Raw genomic sequence first — 23,733 nt, forward strand, 5'->3', positions numbered from 1 at the left:
GTGGACACAGAGGTCTGAGTCTGAGCGGACGCAGAGGTCTGGGAGGAGGGAAGGGCGCTGTGCTGACGAGCCTGCTGCGTACACATGTCCGACGGCGCCTCCCTCCGATCGCCCTGATCCTGGCGTTTCAGCTGACACAGACCACGGCCGCCCTGTGCCTGCCGGCCCTCAACGCCGATCTTGTCGACCGGGGAGTGGTGGCCGGAGACGTCGGCCACGTCCTGCGCATCGGGGCCTGGATGGCGGCCGCCACCGTGGTGCAGCTGGCGGCTTCCGGCGGTGCCGCCTGGCTCGGCGCCCGCACCGCCCTGGACGTTGGCCGGGAGCTGCGTGCGGCCGTCTTCGGCCGGACCCTGGCCTGCGCCGAGCACGAGGTGGGCCGCCTCGGCGTGTCCTCCCTCGTCATGCGTACCACCGGCGACGTCCAGCAGGTGCAGATGTTCTGCCTCACCGCGTGCACGGTCATGGTCACGGCACCCTTGATGTGCCTCGGAGGAATCGTCATGGCGTTGCGGCAGGATGTGGCGCTGTCCGGAATCGTCGCGGTCGTGGCACCCCTGCTGGCACTGGCCGTCGGGTGGGCCGTGCGCCGGGCCCGCCCGCTCTTCCGGGACCTGCAGCACCACCTCGACGTCACCCACCGCGTCCTGCGCGAGCAGATCACCGGAGTGCGGGTGATCCGGGCCTTCGTGCGGGAGACCCATGAGCGCGCGAGGTTCGACCGGGCCAACACCGACCTGCTGGACGCGGCGCTGCGGTCCGGACGACTGATGGCCGTCCTGCTCCCCGTCGTCATGCTGGTCGTCAACGCCTCCGCGGTCGTCGTGGTGTGGGTCGGCGGACACCGCATGGCCGACGGCACCCTGCGGGTCGGCGCCCTGACGGCCTTCCTCACCTACCTCACCCAGATCCTGACATCGGTGATGGCGGCGGGATCCCTGTTCGTCCTGCTGCCCCGCGCCGAGGTGAGTGCGGAGCGGATCGGGGAGGCACTGGGCACGGCAGCACGCCCGTCCCCGACCGCCGGACCCGACGCACCGCGGTCCGGACGGCCAGGGCCTGTTTCCCCTGCCGCCTTCCCAGGCGGCGTGGGCCCGGCGGGGCGAAGGAAAGAGACCCTGGAGCTGCGGGGCGTCGGATTCCGGTATCCGGGCGCCGAGGAACCGGTGCTCCGGGACATCACACTGACCGTGCGGGCCGGCGAGGTCGTCGCCGTCACCGGATCCGCCGGGGCCGGCAAATCCACGCTGCTCGGCCTGATGGTGCGCAGGTTCGACCCGACGCCCGGGGCCGTCCGTCTCGGCGGCACGGACGTACGCGCGCTCGGCCGGGGCGACCTGGCCGGCGCGATCGGCTACGCGCCGCAGCATCCTCACCTCTTCTCGGGCACCGTCGCTTCCAACCTCCGGTATGCGAAACCCGGCGCCTGCGACGAGGAACTGTGGCGGGCGCTGCGCACGGCCTGCGCCGACGCCTTCGTGGCCGGGCTGCCGGGCGGCCTCGACGCCCCGGTGCTGCAGGGTGGGAGAAACTTCTCCGGAGGACAGCGGCAGCGGCTGGCCGTCGCCAGGGCCCTGGTGCACCGGCCCGCCGTCTGCCTCCTCGACGACCCCTTCTCGGCGCTCGACCAGGCCACGGAGGTGCGACTGCTAACGGCCCTGGACGGCGAGGCGATGACCGCGGTGGTCGTCACCCAGCGGGTCTCGGCCCTGCGTGCCGCCGACCGCGTCGTGGTGCTCGACGAGGGACGGCTCGTCGGCATCGGCCCGCATGTCGACCTGCTCGATTCCTGCCCGGCATACCGGGAGATCGTGCTGGCCGCGACGAGCGGGGAGGCCGCCTAGTGGCCGTCGGCCGCAACGGTTCCCGCTCCGGGCCGGAAGGGCGACGGCCGACCACGTTCCGGCGGACCGCGATCCGCCTGCTCGGTCTGCTCGCGCCCCGGCGCCGTACGGTCCTGTTCGCGCTGGCCCTCGGCGCCGCCTCGGCCGGGCTCACCGCGCTCGGACCGAGACTTCTCGGGCATGCCACCGATCTCGTCGTCGGCGGATCGCCCGGCGCCCCGGCCGCCTCCGGTGTCCCGTTCGGAGCCGTGGGCCGGGTCCTGTGCTGGGCGCTTCTGGTGTACACCGGCGCCGCGGTCTGCGCGCTGCTGCAAGCCCGGGTCACCCTCCGGGTCATCGGCCACCTCGTGCACGACCTGCGCGCCCGCGTCGAACGCAAGACGGCGCACCTGCCGTTGAGCCACCTCGACGGCCGTCCGCGCGGCGACACCCTCAGCCGGGCCACGCACGACGTCGACAACATCGCGCAGTCCCTGCAGCAGACGCTCGGTCAGCTCGTCGGCTCCACGCTGACGGCGGTGGGTGTCGTTGTCGTGATGAGCTGGACCTCGCCTTTGCTCACCCTCGTCGCCCTCGTCACCGTGCCGCTCTCCGGGACCGTCGCGGCACGCCTGGCCCGTCGCGCCCAGCGGCAGTTCAAGGCCCAGCGCGCCGCCATGGGCGCGCTCACCGGGTACGCCGAGGAGACGTACTCGGGACATGCGCTGGTCACCGTCTTCGACCACCGGGAACAGGCCGAGCGACGGTTCGCCCGGCACAACGGGGACTTCCACCGGGCGAGCCTGAAGGCCCAGTACGTGTCGGGCCTGATACCGGTGGGGATGGCCTCGGTCGCGAGCCTCACCTTCGTCCTCATCGCCGTGGTGGGCGGGCTGCGCGTGGCCGCCGGTGCCCTGAGCATCGGCACCGTGCAGGCGTTCGTGCAGTACGCCCGGCTGCTGGGCCAGCCGCTCGGCCAGTTCGCGGGCACGGCCAACCTCGTGCAGTCGGCGGTGGCCTCGGCCGAGCGGGTCTTCGAACTGCTCGACACCGAGGAGGAGCCGCCCGACCCGCGGCCGGCGGCTGGGGCCTGTGTCGAAAGTGGCGCCTGCCGGGCGACGTCTGGCACGCTCCCCCACTGCCTCAAGGGCGTGGGAGGTACCCCCGCTCGGCGCACCGGGCGAAAGCCCAAGTACATCCCGTCCATCAACGGGGTCTTCCGCCCGGCACGCCGAGAGCACGCTCCCCCATGCTCGAACCCGAGCTCGCGCGGGGGCACCCCCATCGCCGCCGCCCGGACCGCCCTTCGGGCGGACGACGCCACTTTCGACACAGCCCCCAGGGCCCCGAGTCCGGTGCGCGGACAGGTGGTCTTCGACCGCGTCCGCTTCTCCTACGACCCTGAACGGCCCCTCATCCAGGACCTCTCCCTCACCGCCGAACCGGGCACCACGACCGCCGTGGTCGGGCCCACCGGTGCAGGCAAGAGCACCCTGGTCAACCTGCTCCTGCGCTTCTACGAAGTACACGGCGGGCGCATCCTCCTCGACGGGACGGACATCTCACGGATGCCGCGCGGTGAACTGCGCGGACACGTCTGCACGGTCCTGCAGGACACCTGGCTGTTCACCGGGACCGTCGCCGAGAACATCGCGTACGGCAGCCCGCGCGAGGTCACCCGGGAGCAGACTGTCGCGGCGGCCCGTGCCGCGCGCCTCGACCGTCTCGTGCGCACCCTGCCCGACGGCTACGACTCGCTGATCAGTGAGCACGCCACACAGATCAGCGCGGGAGAGAAACAGCTCATCACCATCGCCCGCGCCTTCCTGGCAGACGCCCCCGTGCTCGTCCTGGACGAGGCGACCAGTTCCCTCGACGCGCGCACCGAGGCACTGGTCCAGGAGGCGATGCGCGAACTGCGCGCCGGACGCACCAGTCTGGTCGTCGCGCACCGCCTCGCCACGGTGCGCGACGCCGACGCCATCCTGGTGATGGCGGACGGCCGCATCGCCGAACGGGGCCGGCACGCCGAACTGCTGGCCGCGGGAGGCGTCTACGCGGACTTGTACGAGGCCGGGCTCAGCTCTTCAGGACACAGCGCACCGGAAAGAACTTGAGCCCTCCGGAGAAGGTGGTCGTCAGCTGCACCGGCGAGCCCGCGACGGTGGCCGACACCAGGCGGGGAAGAAGCTCGGCGAAGAACTCCTCGATCTCCAGCCGGGCCAGCGAGGCCCCCAGACAGTGGTGGACTCCGTACCCGAAGGCGAGCTGCCGGTTCGGCGTCCGGCACACATCGAACCGATGGGGATCGGGGAAGACCGACTCGTCGCGATTCGCGGACGGGTAGGACAGCAGCACGGCCTCGCCCGCACGGATCAGCACGCCGCCGACGGTGTGGTCCTCACGGGCGGTACGCATGAACGCCTTGACCGGGGTGACCCAGCGGATCATCTCCTCGACGGCGTCGGTCAGCCGGGCCGCACCGTCGCGCAGGGCGCTCAGCTGGCCGGGGTTCTCGATCAGGGCCCGTAGCCCACCGGCGACGGTGACGCTCGCCGTGTCGTGTCCGGCCATGAGGATGATGACGAACTGCGACAGCACCTCGTGGTCGTCCAGAAGGCGTCCCTCCACCCGTGCGTTGGCGATGACCGACGTCAGATCGTCCCTGGGGTGCGCGCGCCGGTCCGCCGTCAGCGCCAGGAAGTAGGTGTAGAACTCCCGCATGGCCGCGGTGCGTTGCTCCGGTGCCATGGACCGGCGTGCCGCCGGGGTGAAGCGGCCGACCGTCGCGGCCTCGGAGTCGTCCAGTCCCAGCAGGACAAGCAGCACGTGCAGCGCGTAGACATCGGCGACCTCACTGACGAACTCGCAGACCTCCCCCTGCCGCCGCGCCATCCGGTCCACGGCCTGCCGGGCCAGGTCCCGGATCCGTGGCCGCAACGCGGCGACGGCCTGCGAGGAGAACCGGGACGCGGTGACCGCGCGCATCACCCGGTGCTCGGGGTCGTCCAGGTGCGCCAGGGGACGCAGCAGCTCCTTCTTCCCGCTTCCCGTGCCGGGCGCGACGGTGCGTGCCGGGGCAAGCATCGGCCGGGGCGCGCTCAGGAAGACGTCGCCTCGCCGCTCCACCTCCCGGACGTCGGCATGGCGGGTGACCGCCCAGAAGGGGTGGTAGCCGCGGGGCGTCACCCAGTGGACGGGGGCCTCGCGCCGCAGCAGGTCCAGGGCCCGGTGCAGACGGTCGTCGTCGGCGTAGGCGGTCGGGTCGGCGAGGGTCAGGCCGGCTTCGGCGACGGGCATCGGCACCGGAATTCTCCCCTGAATATCGAGAAGCGGCGGCCTGGATTCCTGAGGTTCGGAATATGCGGCCATGGCATGTCACCGAATCCTGTCAGGCCGATGGCGTCCCAGAAAGGGCGTCATATTCCTGGCATCTTCTTCCGGTACCTCTTTCGTATGTCCCCCGTACATCACGTGACGAGAATGGTGGCGACGGGGCGCGGCAGATGCCCGCAGGGAGTCGAGGGGGGTTGAAAATCAGTGATCGTGGTCGGCTACAACGGATTCACGAGGAGCGCGGAACTCTTCGGGAACCTGTACGGGGCGACGGGAGTGGACCGCCATCAGTTGATCGGACACGACGCCTCCGCCGCCCTCGTGGTGGACGGCGAGGTGGTGGCGGCTGTCGAGGAGGAGCGGCTCAGCCGGGCCAAGAAGACCTCCGACTTCCCCGTCCGCGCGATCCGCTGGTGCCTGGAGCAGGCCGGAATCGGCCTCGATGACGTCGACGTCTTCGCCTTCCCGTGGCGGTTCGCCCCGGAGGTCGTCGACCGGACGATTCTGGACATCGCGGCTGGCGAAATGCCGGTTGTTGCGAAGTTCGACCAGCTCAGCCGCACCGGGGAGCTCTTCACGGGGATGCTCGGCCGAGCCGCTGTGCACACCGACTTCATGACGCGGATGGACTACGCGCTCGACCCGAACCGTCTCGTCCTGGTCCCTCACCACGCGGCGCACCTGATGTGCGGCGCCTACCTGGCCGGCGTCCGCGACGCGGCCTTTCTGGTGAGCGACGGCCGGGCCGAGGCCCACTCCGCGGTCATGGGCGAGTTGCGGCGCGGCGTCATGCGCGTCTTCGAACAGGGCTCCGTCGGTGTGGACGACTCCCTCGCCCTGGCCTACGGAAAAATCACCCGCTACCTGGGCTTCGTCCCCAACAATGACGAATACAAGGTGATGGGACTCGCTGCCTACGCGCCCCCGCCGACCCGTAATCCCCTGCTGGTGAACGCGGTTCAGCTGTACGAGGACGGCTCCTACCGCATATTCATCCCGGGTGAGAAGAAGGCGTACTACTCCTTCTTCGACGCCCTCTTCGACGGCGACAGTGAAAAGCGCGAGGAGTTCGACTTCCGGGTCAAGGTGGCGGGGCTCGCCCAGCACATGGTCGAGGCCGTGACAGCGCATCAGGTCAGGGTGCTCGGCGCGGCCACCGAGTTCGACACGCTGCTCTTCGAGGGCGGTCTCGCCCTCAACTGCGTCGCCGGCACGAAGATGCTGCAGAGATCGTCCTTCGCCGCGATGGAGGTCGGCTTCGGCGCCAGCGATCCGGGCGTGTCCATCGGCGCGGCGGTCCACGTGGCGGGCCTGCCGGAGCGTTCCGCGACGAACCGGACTCCCTATCTCGGACCCTCGTACGACGAGACGGAGATCCTTGCCGCTCTGGCCGAGTACCAGGACGACGTCGTATGGGTCGAACTGGACGCGGCGGAGATCGTCGCCCGGACGGTCGACCTGCTGGCAGGGAAGAAGGTGGTGGCCTGGTTCCAGGGGCGCATGGAGTACGGGCCCCGCGCGCTGGGCAACCGCAGCATCCTCGCCGACCCACGGTTCCCCGACATCAAGGACGTCATCAACCTCCGGGTCAAGCACCGCGAACCGTTCCGGCCCTTCGCGCCCGTGGTCCTTGCGTCCGAGGCACCGCGCATCTTCGACCTGGGCAAGAAGACCTCGTCCCCGCACATGACGTTCGTCTTCCCGGTACGGGCCGAATACCGGGACCGTATCCCCGGCGCCTGCCACGTGGACGGCACCGCCCGCATCCAGACCGTCGACGACGCCGCCAACCCCGAACTCGCCGCGCTGCTGCACGCCTTCTCCGAGAGCACCGGTGTGCCGTGTCTGCTCAACACGTCGTTCAACGTCGCCGGGGAACCGATCGTCTGCTCTCCGAGGGACGCCCTGCGGTGCTTCCTGAAGACGGAGATCGACCAACTGGTCATGGGCCGCTTCATGGTCGGCAAAAAGGACGGCAAGAAGGAAGGCCGGAAGGAAGGCCGGAAGGACAGCCAGAAGGACGGCCGGGATGACTGAACACCGCGACCCATGGACCGCGTTCGCCGATCGCCGGCCCGGCACGCGCCTGCGCAACGCGGCCGGCGAGACCACCTGGTTCAACTGGACCCAGTACCCCGATCACGGGCCGGGCCCCGAACTCCTGGGTGCGCCGCGCACGGTGCTCGACCTCGGCTGCGGCAGCGGACGCAACACCGCCCACCTGGCGGTCCGCGGTGCCCGAGCGGTCGGCGTGGACTTCTCACCCGTCCTGCTCGACGAGGCCCGCGAGCGCTGGGGCGACGTACGGGGACTGCGCTTCGTGGAGCGGGACGCGGAGGGCTTCCTGGCGGAGACCGACGAGCGCTTCGACGCCATCTGCTCGGTGCACGGCGCCGTCTGGTTCACGGACCCGGACATCCTCCTGCCCCTCGTGCGCAAGCGGCTCGCGCCGGACGGGCTCCTCGTCTTCTCCCACGAGCCGCCGATCGAGGGCTGCTACGGCGCGCAGGGTACCTACATCCGCCGCAAGAACGGTGGCCCCCCGGTGCCCGTGGTGCGCTGGGCCCACACCCCAGAGCAATGGCGGGACATCCTCGCCCGGCACGGCTTCGTCACGGTCGACACCAGGATCGTCGAGGCCCCGGATCCCGCCTATGTCCCCACCCTGCTGGTGCGGGCCACGCCGTCGCCGAACGGGGCAACGGCCGTGGTGCACATCCCGAGTTGAGGAAAGGAGGTGCGTTTCCATGGAGAACACGAACGACGAGGTCCTGCTCGTCGAGGTGGTCGAGGAGGAGGGCGAAGCCTGCCTCTGCTACGCGGCACCGTGAACCTGAAGCGTGCCGTGTCCCGTGCCCGTCGGCGCGGGACACGGCACGCACGGACGGCGCCGGCCCGGCAGCCGTGGCACACGAAGAGTGAGAGACCGTGAAACTTCGCCTGATCGACCCGGTGTTCTTCAGCGTCCGCGGCGACGGTACGTACCTCTCCAGTCCGAGGATCAAGGGACGGTTGAGGGTGCACCCCGCGGTCGTCGGCGTCCTCACCACGGCCGTGGACGGCATCGACGTCCAGGCGCTGGCAGCCGACTCAGGAGCCGTCGCCCAGGCGGTCGAGAAGCTGCGCGAACTCGGTTACCTGGTCCCCGCGAACGACACCGGCAACGACGAGCTGCCGGGGCCGTGGCGCGAATGGGGCGCGCTGGCCTGGCAGTTCCACCAGAGCATTCGCGACACGCCTTTCGTCCGCCCGGAATCGGAGGGCATCGACGAGTACTACGAGGCGCTGCACCACCGCACCCGGCCGGCCAACTCCAAGGCGACGCGGGGCGACGAGGAGGTGCTGCTCCTGCCCCGGGTTCGCGCCCGTATGCCGGCGTCCTTCCAGGACGTACTCGAAGGACGGCGTACCCACCGTGATTTCTCGGGCGACCCGACACCCCTCGACGAGTTCGCCACCCTGCTCCACTACGGTTTCGGCCCGCTCCGCTTCATCGACGCGGGCAGCGTGGGTGTGCTCCAGCTGCGGGCCAACGCGTCGGGTGGCTCACGGCACGAGACGGAAGCCTACGTCGTCGTCCTGAACGTGCGGGGAGTGGACGCCGGGATCTACCGCTACGACGGCATCCGGCACGGGCTCGTTCCCGTGCGGGAGGCCGTGCCGCGCGAGACGATGGAACACCTCACCTTCCATCAGGGATTCTTCGAAGCGGCAGGTTTCGGGGTGTTCACCACGGCCTTCGCGACGCGGATGTCCTGGAAGTACCGCAACCCCCGCGCCTACAAGGTGCTGCTGCACAACGTCGGTCACATGGCCCAGGTGTTCTCCATGACCGCCGCGGCACTCGGCCTGGGAACGGCGATCACCGGCGCCTTCCGGGACACCGAGGTGGAAAGCCTCCTCGGGCTGCCGGGGCCGGACGAGTTCCCGACGTTCGCCATGGCCTGCGGCACACCCGTACTCGGTGACGACGACCTGCCTGCGCGGTACCGGTTTCCGACCGCGCCGTTCCCGGTGTGACCCGCGTGAGTGGTCCTCTGGCACACGCCGCCTTCAGGAACGTGGTGTGGGGCCGCGCCGCGAGCTTCGTCGGCAACGGAATGGCTCCGGTGGCGCTGTCCTTCGCCGTGCTCGACCTCACCGGCTCGGTCACCCAACTCGGCCTGGTGGTCGGCGCGCGCTCGGTGGCCGCAGTCGTGGCCACGGTCTTCGGCGGTGTTCTCGCGGACCGGTTGCCGCGCAGACTGCTGCTGCAGAGCACCGCCTTCGGCGCGGCCCTCACGCAGACCGCGGTGGGCCTGAGCCTGCTGGGCGGGGTGGCCTCGGTACCCCTGCTCATGCTCCTCTCCGCGCTGAACGGAGCCTTCGCGGCGGTCGAACTTCCGGCCACCACCGCCCTGGTCCCCCAGACGGTCCCCGGTGAGCTGCTGCACCGCGCCAACGCGCTGCTGCGCACGTTCACCAGCTTCGCCACCGTGAGCGGTGCCGCCGCGGGAAGTCTGCTGATCGGGTGGGCGGGCCCCAGTTGGGGGATCCTGGCCGACGCCGCGTCGTTCGCCGTGGCCGGGCTGTTCTTCCGCCGGTTGCAGGTCGGGGCGGTGCCGCGCCCCGCCGGCCGGCGTTCGCTCCTCGGCGACCTGAGTGAGGGCCGGGACGAGTTCCTTCGTCACCGCTGGCTGTGGAGCGTCGTCCTGCACGCGTGTGTCTGGCAGCTGATCTGGGCGGGCGGTGTCCAGGTCATCGGCCCCGCCGTGGCCGAAGCCCACACCAGTGCGCGGACCTGGGGGTTCGTGCTGGCGGCCCAGACCGTGGGCGCCGTCGTCGGCGGCGTCCTCGCGCTGCGCTGGCAGCCCCGCGCGGCACTGGCCACAGGTGTGCTGCTGACCTCGTTCAGTGCGGTACTGCCGTGGTCCCTGGCGGCCGAGCCCCGCGCGGCGGTCCTGGTACCGGCCGCCTTCCTCGCCGGTGTGGCGATGGAACAGGTCAACGTCGCGCTGACCGTCGCCGTCCAGGAACGGGTCGCGCCCGACCGGCTGGCCCGGGTGACGTCGTATCAGGTCCTCGGATCTCTGGTCGCTGTTCCGCTCGGCCAGATGCTGGCCGGGCCGCTCGCCTCCGTGTATGGGCAGGAGCGGGTGCTTTCCGCGGCAGGCGTCTGCATCGTTGCCGTGACGCTCGTGGTGCTGGCCGTACCGGACGTGAGGGCGGTGCGAACAGAGGGCGGACCCGACAAGGCCCGCACGCGACCACGGGACGAGCCCGTCGCATGACCGCGTGCGGGAGCCCCGTCGTGCGGGTGCCGCGTTCGGCGGGTAGCGCGAACGCACAATCCGACGGGAACCGCGTACCCCTTTGTCCACGCCTGCGGAATGCCAGGGTGACGACAGCTGACCGGGATCAGGCGGCGCAGTCCGAGATGTCCGCGGCCCCGCGGGTCTCGGCCATGGCAAGGAGCCTCGCGTATTGCCACGTCAGTTCGTCCATGCGGAAGCGATCCGCTCCGTCGACATGGACAAGGTGCTCCGCGAAGAGGAGGTCGAGCAGCTCCGACACCCGGGCTCGGGGCAACCCCGTCAGCCGCTCCAACGCCGGCAGACCGGCCTTCGGACCGGACAGCGATCCGAAGGCGCGGAAGAAGGCCTGCGCCTCGTGCCCCAGCCGCTGGACGGACAGGCCGAGTGAGAACCCCACCGACGAGTCCCTCTCGCCGGCGATCGCCAGACAGTCCATGGGGTTGCCGTCGCGCAACGCCTCAGCATGGTCCGCTATACGGCACCCAGGGTGCATCACCAGGTTGGCCGCGGCGATGCGCAGCGCGAGCGGGGAATGCCCGCACAGCGCGGCGAGCTCCGCCGCGGCCTGAGGCTCCGCCTCGGTACGGCCGGCACCGACGACGTGCTGGAGTACCTGGTGAGCGTCGCCGGGCGACAGCGTGCCGAGCTGTACCATCCCCACATCGGCCGCCACCAGCAGGCTGCTGAGCCGATTGCGGCTCGTGACCAGGACGAGGGAGCCGGGAGCCGGGGGCAGCAGGGCCAGCACCTGCTGCGCGGAGACAGCGTTGTCGAGCACGAGCAGGCTCGGGCTGCCCGCGAACTCGCTGTGGTGGAGCGCCGTCAACTCGGCCATGACGTGGGGCATCCGGTGGGGAGAGAACCCGCGCCGGGTCAGCAGGATGCGCAGCGCCTCGGCCGGGGTGAGTGCGGGCCGGGTCGAGTAGCCCTGCAGGTCCACGATGTCCAGTCCGCCCGGGTAGTGGTCGTGGTGCCGGCGGGCCCACTCCAGAGCGAGTGCCGTCTTGCCGTTGCCCGCGGCGCCCACGATCGCGACCGCGGGGGCGCGGCGCCGGACACCTTGCGACAGTTCCGAGATTCGGTGCAGTTCGGCTTCCCGGCCGGTGAACCCCGCGGCCGAGGTCGGGATGGACGAGACGGGCGGGGCTGTACCCACTGTGGTCCGGAGCCCGCTCCGCCCCACCGGCACGGTGATCGCCTCCGGCCATCGGTCACCGATCAGACCGCGCGGCCATTCCTCCGGCGTCCCGTCGGCCAGCAGAATCATCTCCTGTGCGCGTCGCAGGTCGGAGCCGGGGTCCAGCCCGAGGTCATCGGCCAGCCGGGCTCTGGTCTCTTCGTAGACGCTCAACGCCTCGCTCCGGCGCCCGGAGCGGTACAGCGCCCCCATGCGCAACAGGGCGATGCGCTCGTGGTGCGGGTGTTCCTGCACCAGCTGGGCCAGTTCCTCCAGAAGGCCGTTGTGCTGACCGAGCGTCAGCCTCGCCTCCGCCCGCAGGGTGACGGCGGACAGGTACATCTCGTTCAGCCCGCTCCCCAGACGGTGCACCAGCTCCTGCGGCCCATCGCTCCCCAGGACAGGGCCCTGCCACTCGCTGAGGGCGCGGTCGAGGAGTGCCGTGCACTCCGTGGCGCTGGGGGCGCGGTCCGCACGGCGGACGAGAGACCGGAAACGGTGGACGTCGACGCACTGAGGACTGGCCTGCAGCGCGTACCCGGCACCGTCGGATGCGATGGTCAGCTCCTGTCCCTGGGCGACGACTCCTTGGAACAGGCCGCGCAGCCGCGAAACGTGTGCGTGCAGACTGGCCCGGGCGCTGGTCGGCACGGCCTCACCGGTCCACAGCAGTTCGATCAGCCGTCGCACCGGAATGGAGCGCCCCATGTCCAGGAGGAGCAGCCCGAGCAACAACCGCTCCCGGCGCCGACCGATCTTGACTGGTACGTCGTTCACGCGGGCGTCTATCCGTCCCAGCAGTCTGAACTCTCCCCCATGAAATTTCATGCGGTGATCATGGGTCCGTCATGCAAAGGTTCGCAAGAGCATTCGCACGAAGATTCGGAAGGTGGGCCCCCCCGGGGCTCGTTGCAGCCGTTCCGCGTCCGGCCGGTGTTACCCCATGTCCGACAGGTGTTGCCCGTCTCCGGACAACATCGCCGCGCCTGCAAACGGAGCAGGATCACATCAGCGGCCTCCAGGCGCGCGGCCCGCCGACCGTCGACCGCATCCTCTCAACCCTGGCGTCGTCTCAGGACCCGGCTCCACCGCGGTCTCACCGCTGACTGGCAGCTCTGGTCACCCGCACACATCGCGCCACACTCCCGTCAAAGGCGCGTAAACATCGGCCGTTTAGACTCGTCCCGCAAACGGCTGTTCGACCGAGCCCCACCCGCAGCAGTCGCCTCCCCAAATCCGAAGGGTGTCCGGCGTTTTGATACGGATGGATTCAGTCACCAAGCGGTATCCGGACGGCACGGTGGCGGTCGACGGACTGTCGCTGGAGATACCGGACCGCACGATCACCGTCCTCGTCGGACCCTCGGGCTGCGGGAAGACGACGACCCTGCGGATGATCAACCGGATGGTCGAGCCGAGCGAGGGCACGATCCTCGTCGACGGTGTGGACGTCCAGAAGCAGCCGGTCAACACCCTGCGCCGGTCCATGGGGTACGTCATCCAGAACGCCGGCCTCTTCCAGCACCGCACCATCGCCGACAACATCGCGACCGTGCCCCGGCTGCTGGGCTGGAGCAAGCAGAGGGCGAGGGCCCGGGCGGAGGAGCTGATGGAGCGGGTGGGGCTCGACGCCTCGCTCGCCAAGCGGTACCCGTACCAGCTGTCGGGCGGTCAGCAGCAGCGCGTCGGCGTGGCCCGCGCGCTGGCCGCGGATCCGCCGGTGCTGCTGATGGACGAGCCGTTCTCGGCGGTCGACCCCGTGGTCCGCAAGGGACTGCAGGAGGAACTCCTGCGGATCCAGGGCGAGCTGGGCAAGACCATCATCTTCGTCACCCATGACATCGACGAGGCGATCCGGCTGGGCACCAAGGTCGCGGTGATGCGCGCCGGCGGCCGGCTCGCGCAGTTCGCCGAGCCCGCCGAGCTGCTGAGCGCTCCGGCCGACGCGTTCGTCGAGGACTTCCTCGGCGCCGACCGGGGCATCCGGCGGCTGTCGTTCTTCCCCTCCGAGGGCCTGGACCTGCTCACCGGGCCCGTCGTCGCGGTCGGCGCCACCGCAGAGCAGACCGCCGCCCGTGAGGCGTCCGGGGCTCCGTACCTCCTCGTCACCGACGGCGACGGCAAGCCGCTCGGCTGGAGCGAGCCGGGCAGCCTGCCGGGTGCGGCAGCGGAGGAACTCCTGCCGTACGGGCGGCCGTTCGTCGCCGGCCAGGACTCCCTGCGGGTGGCGCTGGACTGTGCCGTGCTGTCGCCGACCGGCTGGGCCGTCGCCGTGGACGGCACCGGGCGGGTCGTCGGTGTCGTCTCCCAGGAGACGATCGGCGAGGCCATCCGCGGCGCCCACGCCGCCGGCCGGAAGGCGGACGTCGCGGGTCGGAAGGCGGACGCCGAGGGCCGGAAGGCGGACGTCGCGGGATGAGCGGTTTCTTCGACATCCCGAGCGACCTCCAGAACAGCTACTTCGGGCTGATCGGGCTGCATCTGCGGGAAGCCCTGCTGCCGGTGCTGGCCGGACTGGTCCTCGCCCTGCCGCTCGCCCAGCTGTGCGTCAGGCTGCGCTGGCTGTATCCGCCCGTGCTGTGGGTGACGACCGTGATCTACGCGATCCCGTCGCTGGCCTTCTTCGTCGTCCTCATCGACTACACCGGTCTGAGCGAGCTCACCGTGATGATCCCGCTGACCCTGTACAGCCTGGTGGTGCTCGTCCCCGCCGTCGTGGACGCGGTCCGCTCGGTGCCGCAGGAGACGCTCGCCGCGGCCACCGCCATGGGTTTCGGGCCGGTACGCCGGTACGTCCAGGTGCAGTTGCCGATCGCCGTGCCCGCCATCATCGCGGGACTGCGGGTGGCGACCGTGTCCAGCATCTCCCTCGTCAGCGTCGGCAGCCTCATCGGCAACCAGGGCGCCCTCGGCAACCTGCTCGGGGCCTCGATGCTGTACCACCGACCCGAGCTCGCGGTGACCTCCGTGGTCACCACCGCGGTCCTGGCCATCCTGGTGGACGCCCTGCTGGTGCTCGTACGCGTCCTGCTGACGCCGTGGATGCCGCGGCGCACGCCCACGAAACCGAAGGCCGAGCAGCCCGGCCCGGCCGCTCTCGCGCTTAAGGACACGGCCCGGTGAACGTCCTGAACTTCGTCAACGCCTTCTTCAGCGACAGCGCCCACTGGCACGGTTACGACGGCATCCCCACCCGGATGTGGGAGCACATCCAGTACTCGCTGCTCGCCCTCGTGATCGCCGCCGCGATCGGGCTCCCCGTCGGGCTGGTCACCGGGCACACCGGCCGCGGCGGCAACACGCTCGCGTTCATCGCCACGGCCGCCCGCGCCCTGCCCAGCTTCGGTCTGCTGGTACTGCTGTTCGTGCTGATCGGGCTCGGCATGCTGCCCGTGATGATCCCGCTCGTCGTGCTCGCCGTGCCGCCCATCCTCGTGACCACGTACGAGGCCGTGCGCTCGGTCGACCCCTCACCCGTCGACGCGGCCCGGGGCATGGGCATGCCGGAGAGCAGGGTGCTGTTCCAGGTCGAACTGCCCGAGGCGCTGCCGCTGATCCTGGGGGGCTTGCGCTCGGCCGCCATCCAGATCGTCTCCACGGCCACCATCGCCGCGTACGTCAGTTTCGGCGGGCTCGGCCGGTACATCGTGGACGGCCTCTACCAGCGTGACTACGAGAAGGTGGTCGGCGGCGCCACGCTGACGGCCCTGCTGGCGCTGGCGACGCTCGCGGTGTTCTGGGCGGTGTCGCGGGTAGCGGTGTCGCGGGGGGTGCGCAGGAGCGCCTGACGGCCGGCGGCCCGATCCGTCGTGCGCGCGGGCCCGGACGGATCCACCGGTCCGTCCGGGCCCGCGCGCGTCGTCACGTCTCCGTGCGGGCCAGCGCGAGTTCGAGGACGACGAGCAGCGCGTCGCGCACCGAGCCGCGCTCGCGGGCGTCGAACACGACGACCGGGACCTCTTCGGCGACATCGAGCGCCCAGCGGACCTCGTCCAGGGTGTGCTCCACCGTGCCGTCGAAGGCGTTGGCCGCCACCGCGAACGGGATCTCCTTGTGCTCGAAGTAGTCCACGGCCGCGTAGCAGTCGTCCAGGCGCCGGGTGTCGACGATGACGAGCGCGCCGACCGCGCCCTCGACGAGGTCGTCCCACATGAAGCCGAACCGGTCCTGTCCCGGCGTACCGAACAGATACAGCTTCAGCGTCGGGTCGATGGTGAGGCAGCCGAAGTCCATGGCGACCGTGGTCGTGGACTTGCGGGGGGTGTGGGTCAGGTCGTCCACGCCCGCGGCGACCTCGGTGATGGCCGCCTCGGTGGTCAGCGGCTCGATCTCGGAGATCGAGCCGACGGTGGTGGTCTTGCCCACGCCGAAGCCGCCCGCCACCACCAGTTTGACCGGCAGCGGTGGTCGTACGGCGGCCGTCGGCACCGCGGCGGGGCGGATGGCCGGTTCAGTCGGAGTCACGGAGTACCCCTCGGGAGTCGGGGATGGCGCGGAGACCATCGATGATCTTTCGCAGAACGGAGGCGTCGCGGGCGGCGCCGGGGCGCGGCACGTGCACCGTCAACTGCCCCTCGGCGCGCAGGTCCTCGGCCAGGACGCGGACGACGTTCAGGTGCAGCCGGAGCTTGGCCGCGATCTCCGCGACGGACTGCGGCAACCGGCAGGCGGCGATGATGTCGTGCCGCTCCAGGGTGAGCCGGTCGAGTGCGTCGATCCCCGCGGTGGTGGCGACGACCTGGGTCTCGACGGGGATCGCGCTGCCGGAGGCGTACCCCGCCACGCGGCCCTGGGTGAGCAGGAACGGCCGTACGGCGGAGGCCGCGCCGACGGGAGCACCGTCCGGGCCCGTGAAGCCGTCCGCGTCGGCCGGGTCCTGGCCGTCCGCCATGGGTGTCTCCCTCCTCCTGCGACTCCTGCTGCTGCGATTCCCACGACTCCCGCGACCGGGCGGCGAACGGTCAGCGCGTCGCCGCGCCCCCGACGTTGTTCTTCAGTTCGAGGACGAGCTGGGGGCTGAGCGCGGCACCGGCACGGTTGGCGAACAGCGTCATCTCGTAGGCGATGTTGCCCAGCTTGGCCTCCTTGTCGGTGACCACACCGAGCACGGCACCGCTGCCGATCGCGGAGACCAGCACATGGCCGCCCTCCAGGTCGATGATGACCTTGTTCAGGCCGCCCAGGCCGTAGTTGCCGGAGGCGCCGGCGGCCAGGCTGGTGATGCCGGACACGATCGCGGCCAGGCGCTCGGAGTCGGCGTGCTCGCGCTTCTGCGACACGGCGATGAGCAGCCCGTCGGAGGACACGGCGATGGCGTCGACCACGCCGGCGGTCTCGGTGGCGAACCGGTTCAGGAGCCAGGTGAAGTCAGCCGCGGCGGCCTGGAGGTCGGCCGGCTCGGCCCCTCCTGCTTGAGTGTCACCTGTCGACGTACTCACTGCTCCGCTCCTTCCGGGAGGTCGTGCTGGTGGTGCCGGCGATCCCGGCTGGGCTGGTCGTGTGCGGTGGTGCCTGCGGGGCCCGTGTCCGCGTCGGTGGCTGTCGCCGAGTCGCGGTGCGCACGCTCGACGGCGGCCTCGAACTCCTCGATCTGTGACCGGACGGCGTCGGCGTCGGCCGGGCGTGCCGCCTGACGCGCCGCGTGCCCCGAGGTGTCCGCCGTACGGAGGGTGGCGCCCCGGACACGGCGGCGCAGGGGCCGGGCGGAGCCACTGGGAGCCTCCTTCGCCGCATCCCGGGGAGCCGAGGTGGCGTCGCCGTTCCGGGGGCCGGGGACGAACGGGGCACCTGCGGACAGCTCCTGGGCGGGCCGGGACGGCTGTCCGTCGGCAGGCTCCGTGGTGCGGCGGGGGACCCGGTGAGGGAGCGCGGCGGGGCGACCGGCGTCGGCGGCACCGGCCGGGACGACGGTGGAGGGCAGCGGCCCGGAGGGTGCGGAGGGCTCGGGGGAGCCCTGGGCGGCGGCTCCTGCGCCGCCGTCCGCACCGCTACTCATCGCCGCGACCGTTACCGATGTCGCGGTGGCGCCCGCACTGGCCTTTACCGATGTCGCGACGGCCCCCGTATCGACTGTTACCGATGCCCCGGTGGCGCCCGCACCGGCCGTTCCCGAGGTCCCGGAGGCCCCCGTACTGGCCTTTACCGATGTCGCGGCGGCGCCCGTACCGACTGCTGGCGAGATCCCGGAGGCCCCCGCACCGGCCGTCGCCGAGCTGCCACCGACACCCTCGTCGGCCGTCCCCGAACCGCCGGAGGCGCCCGCGGCCTCCACTCCCACCGGGCTCATCGTCAGCAGCAGTGACGTCGGGACGGTCACCAGGGCGGTCAGGCCGCCGCCCACCGTGCGGGCCAGGGTGACCTCGATACCCCAGCGGCGCGCCAGCGTACCCACCACGAACAGGCCGAGGACCTTCGTCGGCGCCAGGTCGAGGCGCTCACGGCGTACCAGCCGGGCGTTCTCCTCGGCGAGGCGCTCGGGGCTCATACCGAGGCCGTGGTCGGCGACCTCGATCAGCGCACCCTCGGCGGTACTGCTGACGCCCACCTCGACGTGGCTGTCGGCGGGCGAGAAGGAGACGGCGTTCTCCAGGAGTTCGGCCACCATCAAGGTCAGGTCGCCGATGATGTCCGGCTCGACCATGACCTGGGTCCGGGCGGTGAGCCGTACCCGCTGGAAGCCCTCGATCTGGCCGAGCGCGGCGCGGACGACGTCGGTGAGGGAGGCGGGCCCGGAGTCCAGTACGGTCTCGCGGATGCCGGCGAGGAGCATCAGGCTGTCCGCGTTGCGGCGCAGCCGGACGGCGATGTGGTCGATGGAGTAGAGGCGTTCGAGCAGGGCCGGGTCGGTCTCGCCGCGTTCGACCGCGTCGATCAGCGAGAGCTGACGCGTCGTCAGGTTGCTGACGCGGCGTCCCACATTGCCGAACATCTCGGCCACGTTGCGCCGGCTGAGCACCTGTCGCTCCAGCAGCGCGGCCGCGGTGGTCTGTACGCGGTTGAACGCCCCGGCGAGTTCGCCGATCTCGTCGCGCGCCGTGACCGGCATCTCGCGCAGCCGCGGCGGTCCCGCGTCCTCGGCGTCGTCGTCGGCCACGCGGGCCAGTTCGCGTCCGGCGACATCGGCCACCTCGCGGGCGGCCCCGGTCAGGGCCTGCACCGGCATGACCACCGAGCGGCGGACCGCCACCGAGAAGGCGAGCCAGCCGACGAAGCCGAGCAGCGCGAGCCCCAGCAGCCCGATGGCCCGTTCGTACGAGGCCTCGGAGACGTGGTCGGCGCCGTCGGCGATCTGGCCGATGAGCGAGGTGGTGATCTTCAGCCGGTTCTCGGCCTGTTCGCGGTAGACGGGGTACGAGTCCAGCGCCGCGCCGAACGCCCGGCGGATCTCGGCGGGGGACTCGGCCTGCAGCTCGCCGGGCTCGATCTGCAGCTCCGCGTAGTGCTGGAGGATGGTGGCCTGCGAGGGGTTGTACCTGATCCCGCTCAGCTCGTCGCTCTGGGCCTCGGTGGCGAACCGCCTGAAGCGGTCGGCCTGGAAGGCGTACTGCTCGTCGAAGCTGACCGCGTTGATGAACTCGATCAGCGCGTTGCTGTCACCGGTCCGGGCGGAGAAGACGCTGGTCTCGAAGGCGCTGTGGGAGGCGTCGGCGTGCAGCAGGGAGTCGAGCAGGTTGCCGGTGAAGGAGGCCGCGAGGGCGGCGTTGTGTTCGAGGCCGAGACCGTCGATGACGCTCTTGGTGGCGCTGATGTACGCCGGGTCGATGTTGTCGGCCGGGGTGTAGCCCGACTCGATGGTGCGGCGCAGGTCGTCCAGCCCGTCGATCTCCCTCAGGGCCTGTGCCTCCGTGTCCGGGAGCCGGTCGCCGAAGGTGTCGCGCACCTTCTGCACCTGGGCGTCCAGGTCTGCCTGGGCCTTGCGGTACGAGGCCGGCGAGGGCCCGGCGTCGCTCTGGACGGCCTCGTGGCGCACGGAGAGCAGGATGGCCTGCTGGTGCTCGACCTCCACGCGGTCGACGAGCACCGCCACCTGCACGCTGTCACGGACGAGCTGGGCCGCGGCGTCCGCGTCACGGGCCTGTCCCACCTGGTCGGTGATGAGGTATGCGAGCAGTACGGCGACCACGGCGAGCGGTACGCCGACGAGGATGTTGAGCTTGCGCCGGAACGGCCACCGGTCGGCGAAACCGCGGATGCCGAGGACACCGCGTGTGCGGTTCCGCGGTGCCGGGAGCTCGGGCGAGGGCGTGCCCGCCTCGTTCGTGGACACCAGGCCTCCTTAGTGGGCGTTACATGGCGCACGAAAGCCTTACGTGACCGTTTCTTGACCGGATTTGGCCGTTCGTCGAAGCGGAACGGGAGCATACAGCCAGAAAGGGAACGGACATCGCAGAGGGGGTGCAAGGTGACTCCGACATCGTCGTCCGCTCAACTTGCCCCGCTGTCGGCCGAGGTGAGACTAGCGTCTCAACAGGCTCGCCATTGATCACAATTGGGTAAGAGTCGAAGCGAATCGGTGATCTGGTTGCTCTTGACGCATCTGGATCCGGGTGGATTGGATCAGGACAAGACCATCCCGTAAGAGTCCCTCACCCTCCCAGTCCGGAACGGAATCGTGACTTCTACCGCTCCCAGCCGCAGGTCCATCCGCAGGCACCCAGGTGCCGCCGCCGCCGTCGCGCTCGCCGCCACCACGGCCCTGCTGGCAGGGTGCGGCTCCTCCGACGACCAGGCGGACAACCCGCTCGACAGCAAGGCGTCCGGCGACACCGTCGTCGTCGGCTCCAACAACTTCACCGAGAGCATCCTGCTCGCCGACATCTACGGCGAGGCCCTGAAGGCCAAGGGCATCAAGGTCACGTACAAGCCGAACATCGGCAGCCGCGAGACCACTTACGGTCTGCTGAAGAACGGCTCCGTCACGGTCCTGCCCGAGTACAACGGCTCGCTGCTGGCATACCTGGACAAGAAGGCCGAGCAGAAGTCGGCCGAGGCCGTGAACGCCGCCGTACAGGCCAAGCTCGACTCGAAGCTGACGCTGCTGGAGTCGTCGCCCGCCGAGGACAAGGACTCCGTCACGGTCAACGCCGAGACCGCGAAGAAGTACGGCCTCAACCCCGAGTCCACCCTCGCGGACCTCAAGGACGCCGCCCCCGACCTGGTCATCGGCGGCTCGCCCGAGTTCCAGACCCGCCACCAGGGCCTGGTGGGGCTGAAGGCGGAGTACGGCCTGGAGTTCAAGTCCTTCAAGGCGCTCGACGCGGGCGGTCCGCTGACCCAGGCGGCGCTGAAGAAGAACACCGTGCAGGCCGCGGACCTCTTCACCACGGACCCGACCATCATCAAGGAGAAGTTCGTGGTCCTGCAGGACCCGAAGAACCTCTTCGGGTTCGCCAACGTGACCCCGCTGGTCCACAAGTCCGGCCTCTCCCAGGAGGGCGTCGACGCGCTCAACGCCGTCTCGGCGAAGCTGAACACCAAGACGCTGCTCGACCTGGACTCCCAGGTGCAGCTGGAGAACAAGGACCCGCTGGACGTCGCCAAGGCCTGGCTGAAGTCGGCCGGCCTGGACTGACGTACGGGCTGCATCGACGTACGAACGGCGGCGCGGGCGGTCCTGGACTCCAGGGCCGCCCGCGCGACGCAGCACACAGCACCGGGCTCGACGTGGACGGCTCGGCCCCGGCGCGACAAGCGCACCGGGGCCGGATGGATGTGCCGCGCGCTACGGCTTGCGTGCCACCGCTCCGTACATCGCGATGTCCTCGTCCCGGATGTCCTGCTCGCCCGTGCCGTCCGGGTGCCACTTGTGGACCTGGACGATGCCCGGCTCGGCCAGTTCGAGGCCCTCGAAGAACTCGTGGGCCTCGTCGATCGTGCGCAGCCGCATCGGCATGTTGCGGGCGGCGTACTCGCGGGCGACGCGGCCCACCTCCTCCGGCGCGAACTCGGCGGTGCCGATCGTCATCGCGAGGTAGCTGCCGGAGGGGAGGGGCTCCAGGAGGCGGCGCACGATGCCGACCGCGTCGTCTTCGTCCAGGACGAAGTGGACGATCGCGATCACGGTCAGCGCGACCGGCTTGCCCAGGTCGAGGGTCTCCCGGAACTCGGGGGAGTTGAGGACGGCCTCCGGGTCCTGGAAGTCGGCCTCGATGTACGCCGTCTTCCCCTCGGGCGTGCTGGAGAGCAGACCCTGGGACAGGGTGAGGACGATCGGGTCGTTGTCCACGTAGACGACCCGGGACTCGGGCGCCACCGACTGGACGATCTCGTGGAGGTTGGGTGAGGTGGGGATGCCCGTGCCGATGTCGAGGAACTGGCGCATGCCCGCCTCCTCGGCGAGCCAGCGCACGGCGCGGTTCATCCAGTCGCGGTTGGCACGCATGTGGACCGGCAGGGCCGGCCACTCCTGCGCCATGGCGTCGCCCGCCTCCTGGTCGGCGGGGTAGAAGTCCTTGCCGCCGAGGATGTAGTCGTAGATACGCGCCGAGTGGGCGTTCTCGGTGTCGATCCTGTCGGCCGGCCATCCGTTGTCGGACAACGCGGTCCCTCCTCTTCGAAGTCGTGGTTCAGAGTTGAACACTCAGTAAAAACAAAGGGGTTAACAAAAAGGGGGATCAGAGGAGGAAGTCGGCGTCACCCGCCTTCACGCCGGTCAGGAAGCTGTACATCTCGTGCGGGGTGAAGACCAGGGCGGGGCCGTCGGGGTCGGTGGACTGGCGGAGGGCGACGCGGCCGTCGGTGAGCTTCTTCGCCTCCACGCAGGCGCCGCCGACGTCGTCGCTCCAGGGCTTGGACCAGCCCTGCGTGCCGAGGTCACGGGAGGGCATTCCGTTGCGTACGGGGTCGGGTGTGCAGTGGTGGGTGTGGTGGTGCATTCAGAGCTCCTTGCGTAGGGCACCGAGGACGGCCTCGGTCTTTCCGGCGGGCGCCGACTGGGCGCCCAACCGGTCCAGGGCCTCCCGGTAGACCACGACATCGTCCGGCTTGTCGAGGTACACAGCGCCGACCAGCCCGTTGAGGTACACGATGTCGGGCAGTTCGGGCGCCCTGAACCGGAAGAGATGGAACGCGCCGGCCCGCATGGCGGGATGCGGGCCGTTGCTGAACGGCATGATCTGCAGGGTCACATGCGGCAGCCGGTTGAGCTCGATCAGGTGGTCCACCTGTTCCCGCATCACCCGGGAGCCCCCGACCGGCCAGCGCAGGACCGTTTCGTCCATGACGATCCACACGCGCGGGGGCATCGGTCGGGTGAGCAGTTCCTGGCGTCGCATGCGCAGCGCCACCCGGCGGTCGGTGGCCTCGGGGGAAGCGTGCGGGTTGCCGGCGCTCAGCAGGGCGCGTGCGTACGCCTCGGTCTGCAGCAGCCCGTGCACGAACTCCGCCTCGTACGCGCGGATGTGGAGGGCCGCCTGCTCCAGGTTCAGGTACGCCGCGAACCAGTCCGGCAGGACATCACGGTACGTGTGCCACCAGCCGCGCTTGTTGGCCTCACGGACCGACTTCAGGAAGGTGTCGATCTCCTGCTGGTCCCGGACGCCGTACACCTGGAGCAGCTTCTCGACGTCCGGGAGCCGCAGCCGGGCGACCTTGGCGGCCTCCAGCCGGCGGATCGTGGAGTGGCTGACGCCGATCGCCTCGCCCGCCTGCTCGAACGTCAGACCGGCACGGGTGCGCAGCTCCTCCAGTTGCCTGCCGAGGATCATCCGCAGCACGGAGGGGGCACCGCCCCAGTCGGTTTCCGCGGTCACGCCGTCACCCCTCACGCGTACACGCCGGGCAGCGATGTCGCACTCTGTCACGATCACCAATGGACGAGGGGAAGCATGCACCCTACAAAATGCAAATTTCAACTTGGCGGTTGCGAGCCGATGTTGGCAGGTGTCACAGTGGTCATACCGTCCACGACCGGTGAACGAGGAGACCCAGTAGTTCCGTTGGGGGAGATGGGGCTGCGACACGGAGTTTTCGGCAGCGAGTTTCCGCACGTCACGGCGGATCTCGTGGTGAAGCCCGACCGGTAGGGGACGGTGCGGAACGGACACCGTCCCGTGGTGCGGCACCGGCACCGGCTCAGGTGTGCAGTCAGACGAAAGGCGAACGG

19 protein-coding genes are annotated in these 23,733 nt (G+C 70.4%); 10 read left to right on the forward strand and 9 right to left on the reverse strand.

What is annotated here, in order from left to right; all coding sequences use genetic code 11:
* Positions 1-59: 59 nt before the first annotated feature.
* Both E0500_RS20785 and E0500_RS43120 read left to right on the forward strand, forming a co-directional pair.
* On the forward strand, positions 60-1,844 hold the full coding sequence (locus E0500_RS20785; RefSeq protein ID WP_131561572.1) for an ABC transporter ATP-binding protein: 1,785 nt from the start codon (positions 60-62) through the stop codon (positions 1,842-1,844).
* Positions 1,844-3,940 (forward strand): ABC transporter ATP-binding protein, encoded by a 2,097-nt coding sequence (locus E0500_RS43120; RefSeq protein ID WP_220140560.1) that lies wholly within the window; start codon positions 1,844-1,846, stop codon positions 3,938-3,940. The genes E0500_RS20785 and E0500_RS43120 overlap by 1 nt, the downstream gene beginning before the upstream one ends.
* On the opposite strand, the gene E0500_RS20795 is transcribed toward E0500_RS43120, so the two are convergent.
* Positions 3,903-5,123 (reverse strand): cytochrome P450, encoded by a 1,221-nt coding sequence (locus E0500_RS20795; protein ID WP_181587257.1) that lies wholly within the window; start codon positions 5,121-5,123, stop codon positions 3,903-3,905. The genes E0500_RS43120 and E0500_RS20795 overlap by 38 nt on opposite strands.
* Positions 5,124-5,363: 240 nt before the next feature.
* Here E0500_RS20795 and E0500_RS20800 point away from each other — a divergent pair, with 240 nt between their 5' ends.
* The 4 genes from E0500_RS20800 to E0500_RS20815 all read left to right on the forward strand — a co-directional run bounded on the left by E0500_RS20800 (position 5,364) and on the right by E0500_RS20815 (position 10,429).
* The gene (locus tag E0500_RS20800; protein WP_131561578.1) at positions 5,364-7,196 is read left to right on the forward strand and encodes a carbamoyltransferase C-terminal domain-containing protein; all 1,833 of its coding nucleotides are present in this window, start codon (positions 5,364-5,366) and stop codon (positions 7,194-7,196) included.
* Complete coding sequence (locus tag E0500_RS20805) at positions 7,189-7,887, forward strand: bifunctional 2-polyprenyl-6-hydroxyphenol methylase/3-demethylubiquinol 3-O-methyltransferase UbiG (protein ID WP_131561580.1); 699 nt, start codon at positions 7,189-7,191, stop codon at positions 7,885-7,887. The genes E0500_RS20800 and E0500_RS20805 overlap by 8 nt, the downstream gene beginning before the upstream one ends.
* A 200-nt stretch (positions 7,888-8,087) precedes the next feature.
* Positions 8,088-9,179, forward strand: coding sequence for a SagB/ThcOx family dehydrogenase (locus E0500_RS44990; protein WP_131561582.1), 1,092 nt, complete (start codon positions 8,088-8,090; stop codon positions 9,177-9,179).
* 5 nt (positions 9,180-9,184) lie between these two features.
* Entirely contained in the window at positions 9,185-10,429 is a 1,245-nt protein-coding gene (locus tag E0500_RS20815) for an MFS transporter (RefSeq protein WP_165934929.1), read from the forward strand.
* A 127-nt stretch (positions 10,430-10,556) separates the two neighbouring features.
* Here the strand turns inward: E0500_RS20815 and E0500_RS20820 are convergent, their stop codons facing one another.
* On the reverse strand, positions 10,557-12,407 hold the full coding sequence (locus E0500_RS20820; RefSeq protein ID WP_165934930.1) for a BTAD domain-containing putative transcriptional regulator: 1,851 nt from the start codon (positions 12,405-12,407) through the stop codon (positions 10,557-10,559).
* Between the two features lie 478 nt (positions 12,408-12,885).
* Here E0500_RS20820 and E0500_RS20825 point away from each other — a divergent pair, with 478 nt between their 5' ends.
* The 3 genes from E0500_RS20825 to E0500_RS20835 are packed head-to-tail and all read left to right on the forward strand — an operon-like array spanning position 12,886 to position 15,418.
* A complete protein-coding gene (locus E0500_RS20825; protein WP_165934931.1) occupies positions 12,886-14,049 on the forward strand; it encodes an ABC transporter ATP-binding protein in 1,164 nt (387 codons plus the stop codon).
* On the forward strand, positions 14,046-14,753 hold the full coding sequence (locus E0500_RS20830; RefSeq protein WP_131561591.1) for an ABC transporter permease: 708 nt from the start codon (positions 14,046-14,048) through the stop codon (positions 14,751-14,753). The genes E0500_RS20825 and E0500_RS20830 overlap by 4 nt, the downstream gene beginning before the upstream one ends.
* The gene (locus E0500_RS20835) at positions 14,750-15,418 is read left to right on the forward strand and encodes an ABC transporter permease (RefSeq protein WP_131561592.1); all 669 of its coding nucleotides are present in this window, start codon (positions 14,750-14,752) and stop codon (positions 15,416-15,418) included. Before E0500_RS20830 ends, E0500_RS20835 begins: the two co-directional genes overlap by 4 nt.
* Positions 15,419-15,491: 73 nt before the next feature.
* On the opposite strand, the gene E0500_RS20840 is transcribed toward E0500_RS20835, so the two are convergent.
* The 4 genes from E0500_RS20840 to E0500_RS20855 form a co-directional block, all read right to left on the reverse strand.
* Positions 15,492-16,094, reverse strand: a complete 603-nt coding sequence (locus tag E0500_RS20840; RefSeq protein WP_131561594.1) for an ATP/GTP-binding protein — start codon at positions 16,092-16,094, stop codon at positions 15,492-15,494.
* A complete protein-coding gene (locus tag E0500_RS20845) occupies positions 16,081-16,521 on the reverse strand; it encodes a DUF742 domain-containing protein (RefSeq protein ID WP_131561596.1) in 441 nt (146 codons plus the stop codon). Before E0500_RS20845 ends, E0500_RS20840 begins: the two co-directional genes overlap by 14 nt.
* Positions 16,522-16,591: 70 nt before the next feature.
* The gene (locus E0500_RS20850) at positions 16,592-17,068 is read right to left on the reverse strand and encodes a roadblock/LC7 domain-containing protein (protein ID WP_131561598.1); all 477 of its coding nucleotides are present in this window, start codon (positions 17,066-17,068) and stop codon (positions 16,592-16,594) included.
* Positions 17,065-19,896, reverse strand: coding sequence for an ATP-binding protein (locus E0500_RS20855; RefSeq protein ID WP_131561600.1), 2,832 nt, complete (start codon positions 19,894-19,896; stop codon positions 17,065-17,067). Before E0500_RS20855 ends, E0500_RS20850 begins: the two co-directional genes overlap by 4 nt.
* A 345-nt stretch (positions 19,897-20,241) precedes the next feature.
* Between E0500_RS20855 and E0500_RS20860 the strand changes: the two genes are divergently transcribed.
* Positions 20,242-21,201, forward strand: a complete 960-nt coding sequence (locus E0500_RS20860; protein ID WP_131561602.1) for an ABC transporter substrate-binding protein — start codon at positions 20,242-20,244, stop codon at positions 21,199-21,201.
* 150 nt (positions 21,202-21,351) lie between these two features.
* On the opposite strand, the gene E0500_RS20865 is transcribed toward E0500_RS20860, so the two are convergent.
* From E0500_RS20865 to E0500_RS20875, 3 genes are all read right to left on the reverse strand, one after another.
* Positions 21,352-22,167, reverse strand: coding sequence for an SAM-dependent methyltransferase (locus tag E0500_RS20865; protein ID WP_131561605.1), 816 nt, complete (start codon positions 22,165-22,167; stop codon positions 21,352-21,354).
* A 76-nt stretch (positions 22,168-22,243) separates the two neighbouring features.
* Entirely contained in the window at positions 22,244-22,504 is a 261-nt protein-coding gene (locus E0500_RS20870; protein WP_131561607.1) for a DUF397 domain-containing protein, read from the reverse strand.
* Positions 22,505-23,380 carry a helix-turn-helix transcriptional regulator gene (locus E0500_RS20875; RefSeq protein ID WP_131561610.1) on the reverse strand — a complete coding sequence of 292 codons (876 nt, stop codon included), beginning with the start codon at positions 23,378-23,380 and terminating at the stop codon, positions 22,505-22,507.
* Positions 23,381-23,733: the final 353 nt, after the last annotated feature.

Source organism: Streptomyces sp. KM273126 (genome assembly GCF_004337435.2).
Classification (GTDB): Bacteria; Actinomycetota; Actinomycetes; order Streptomycetales; family Streptomycetaceae; genus Streptomyces; species Streptomyces acidicola.

Coding starts and splice junctions, on each gene's coding strand:
- E0500_RS20795 (WP_181587257.1), bottom strand. CDS start 5,123: ATGCCCGTCGCCGAAGCCGGCCTGACCCTCGCCGACCCGACCGCCTAC.
- E0500_RS20805 (WP_131561580.1), top strand. CDS start 7,189: ATGACTGAACACCGCGACCCATGGACCGCGTTCGCCGATCGCCGGCCC.
- E0500_RS20830 (WP_131561591.1), top strand. CDS start 14,046: ATGAGCGGTTTCTTCGACATCCCGAGCGACCTCCAGAACAGCTACTTC.
- E0500_RS20845 (WP_131561596.1), bottom strand. CDS start 16,521: ATGGCGGACGGCCAGGACCCGGCCGACGCGGACGGCTTCACGGGCCCG.
- E0500_RS20870 (WP_131561607.1), bottom strand. CDS start 22,504: ATGCACCACCACACCCACCACTGCACACCCGACCCCGTACGCAACGGA.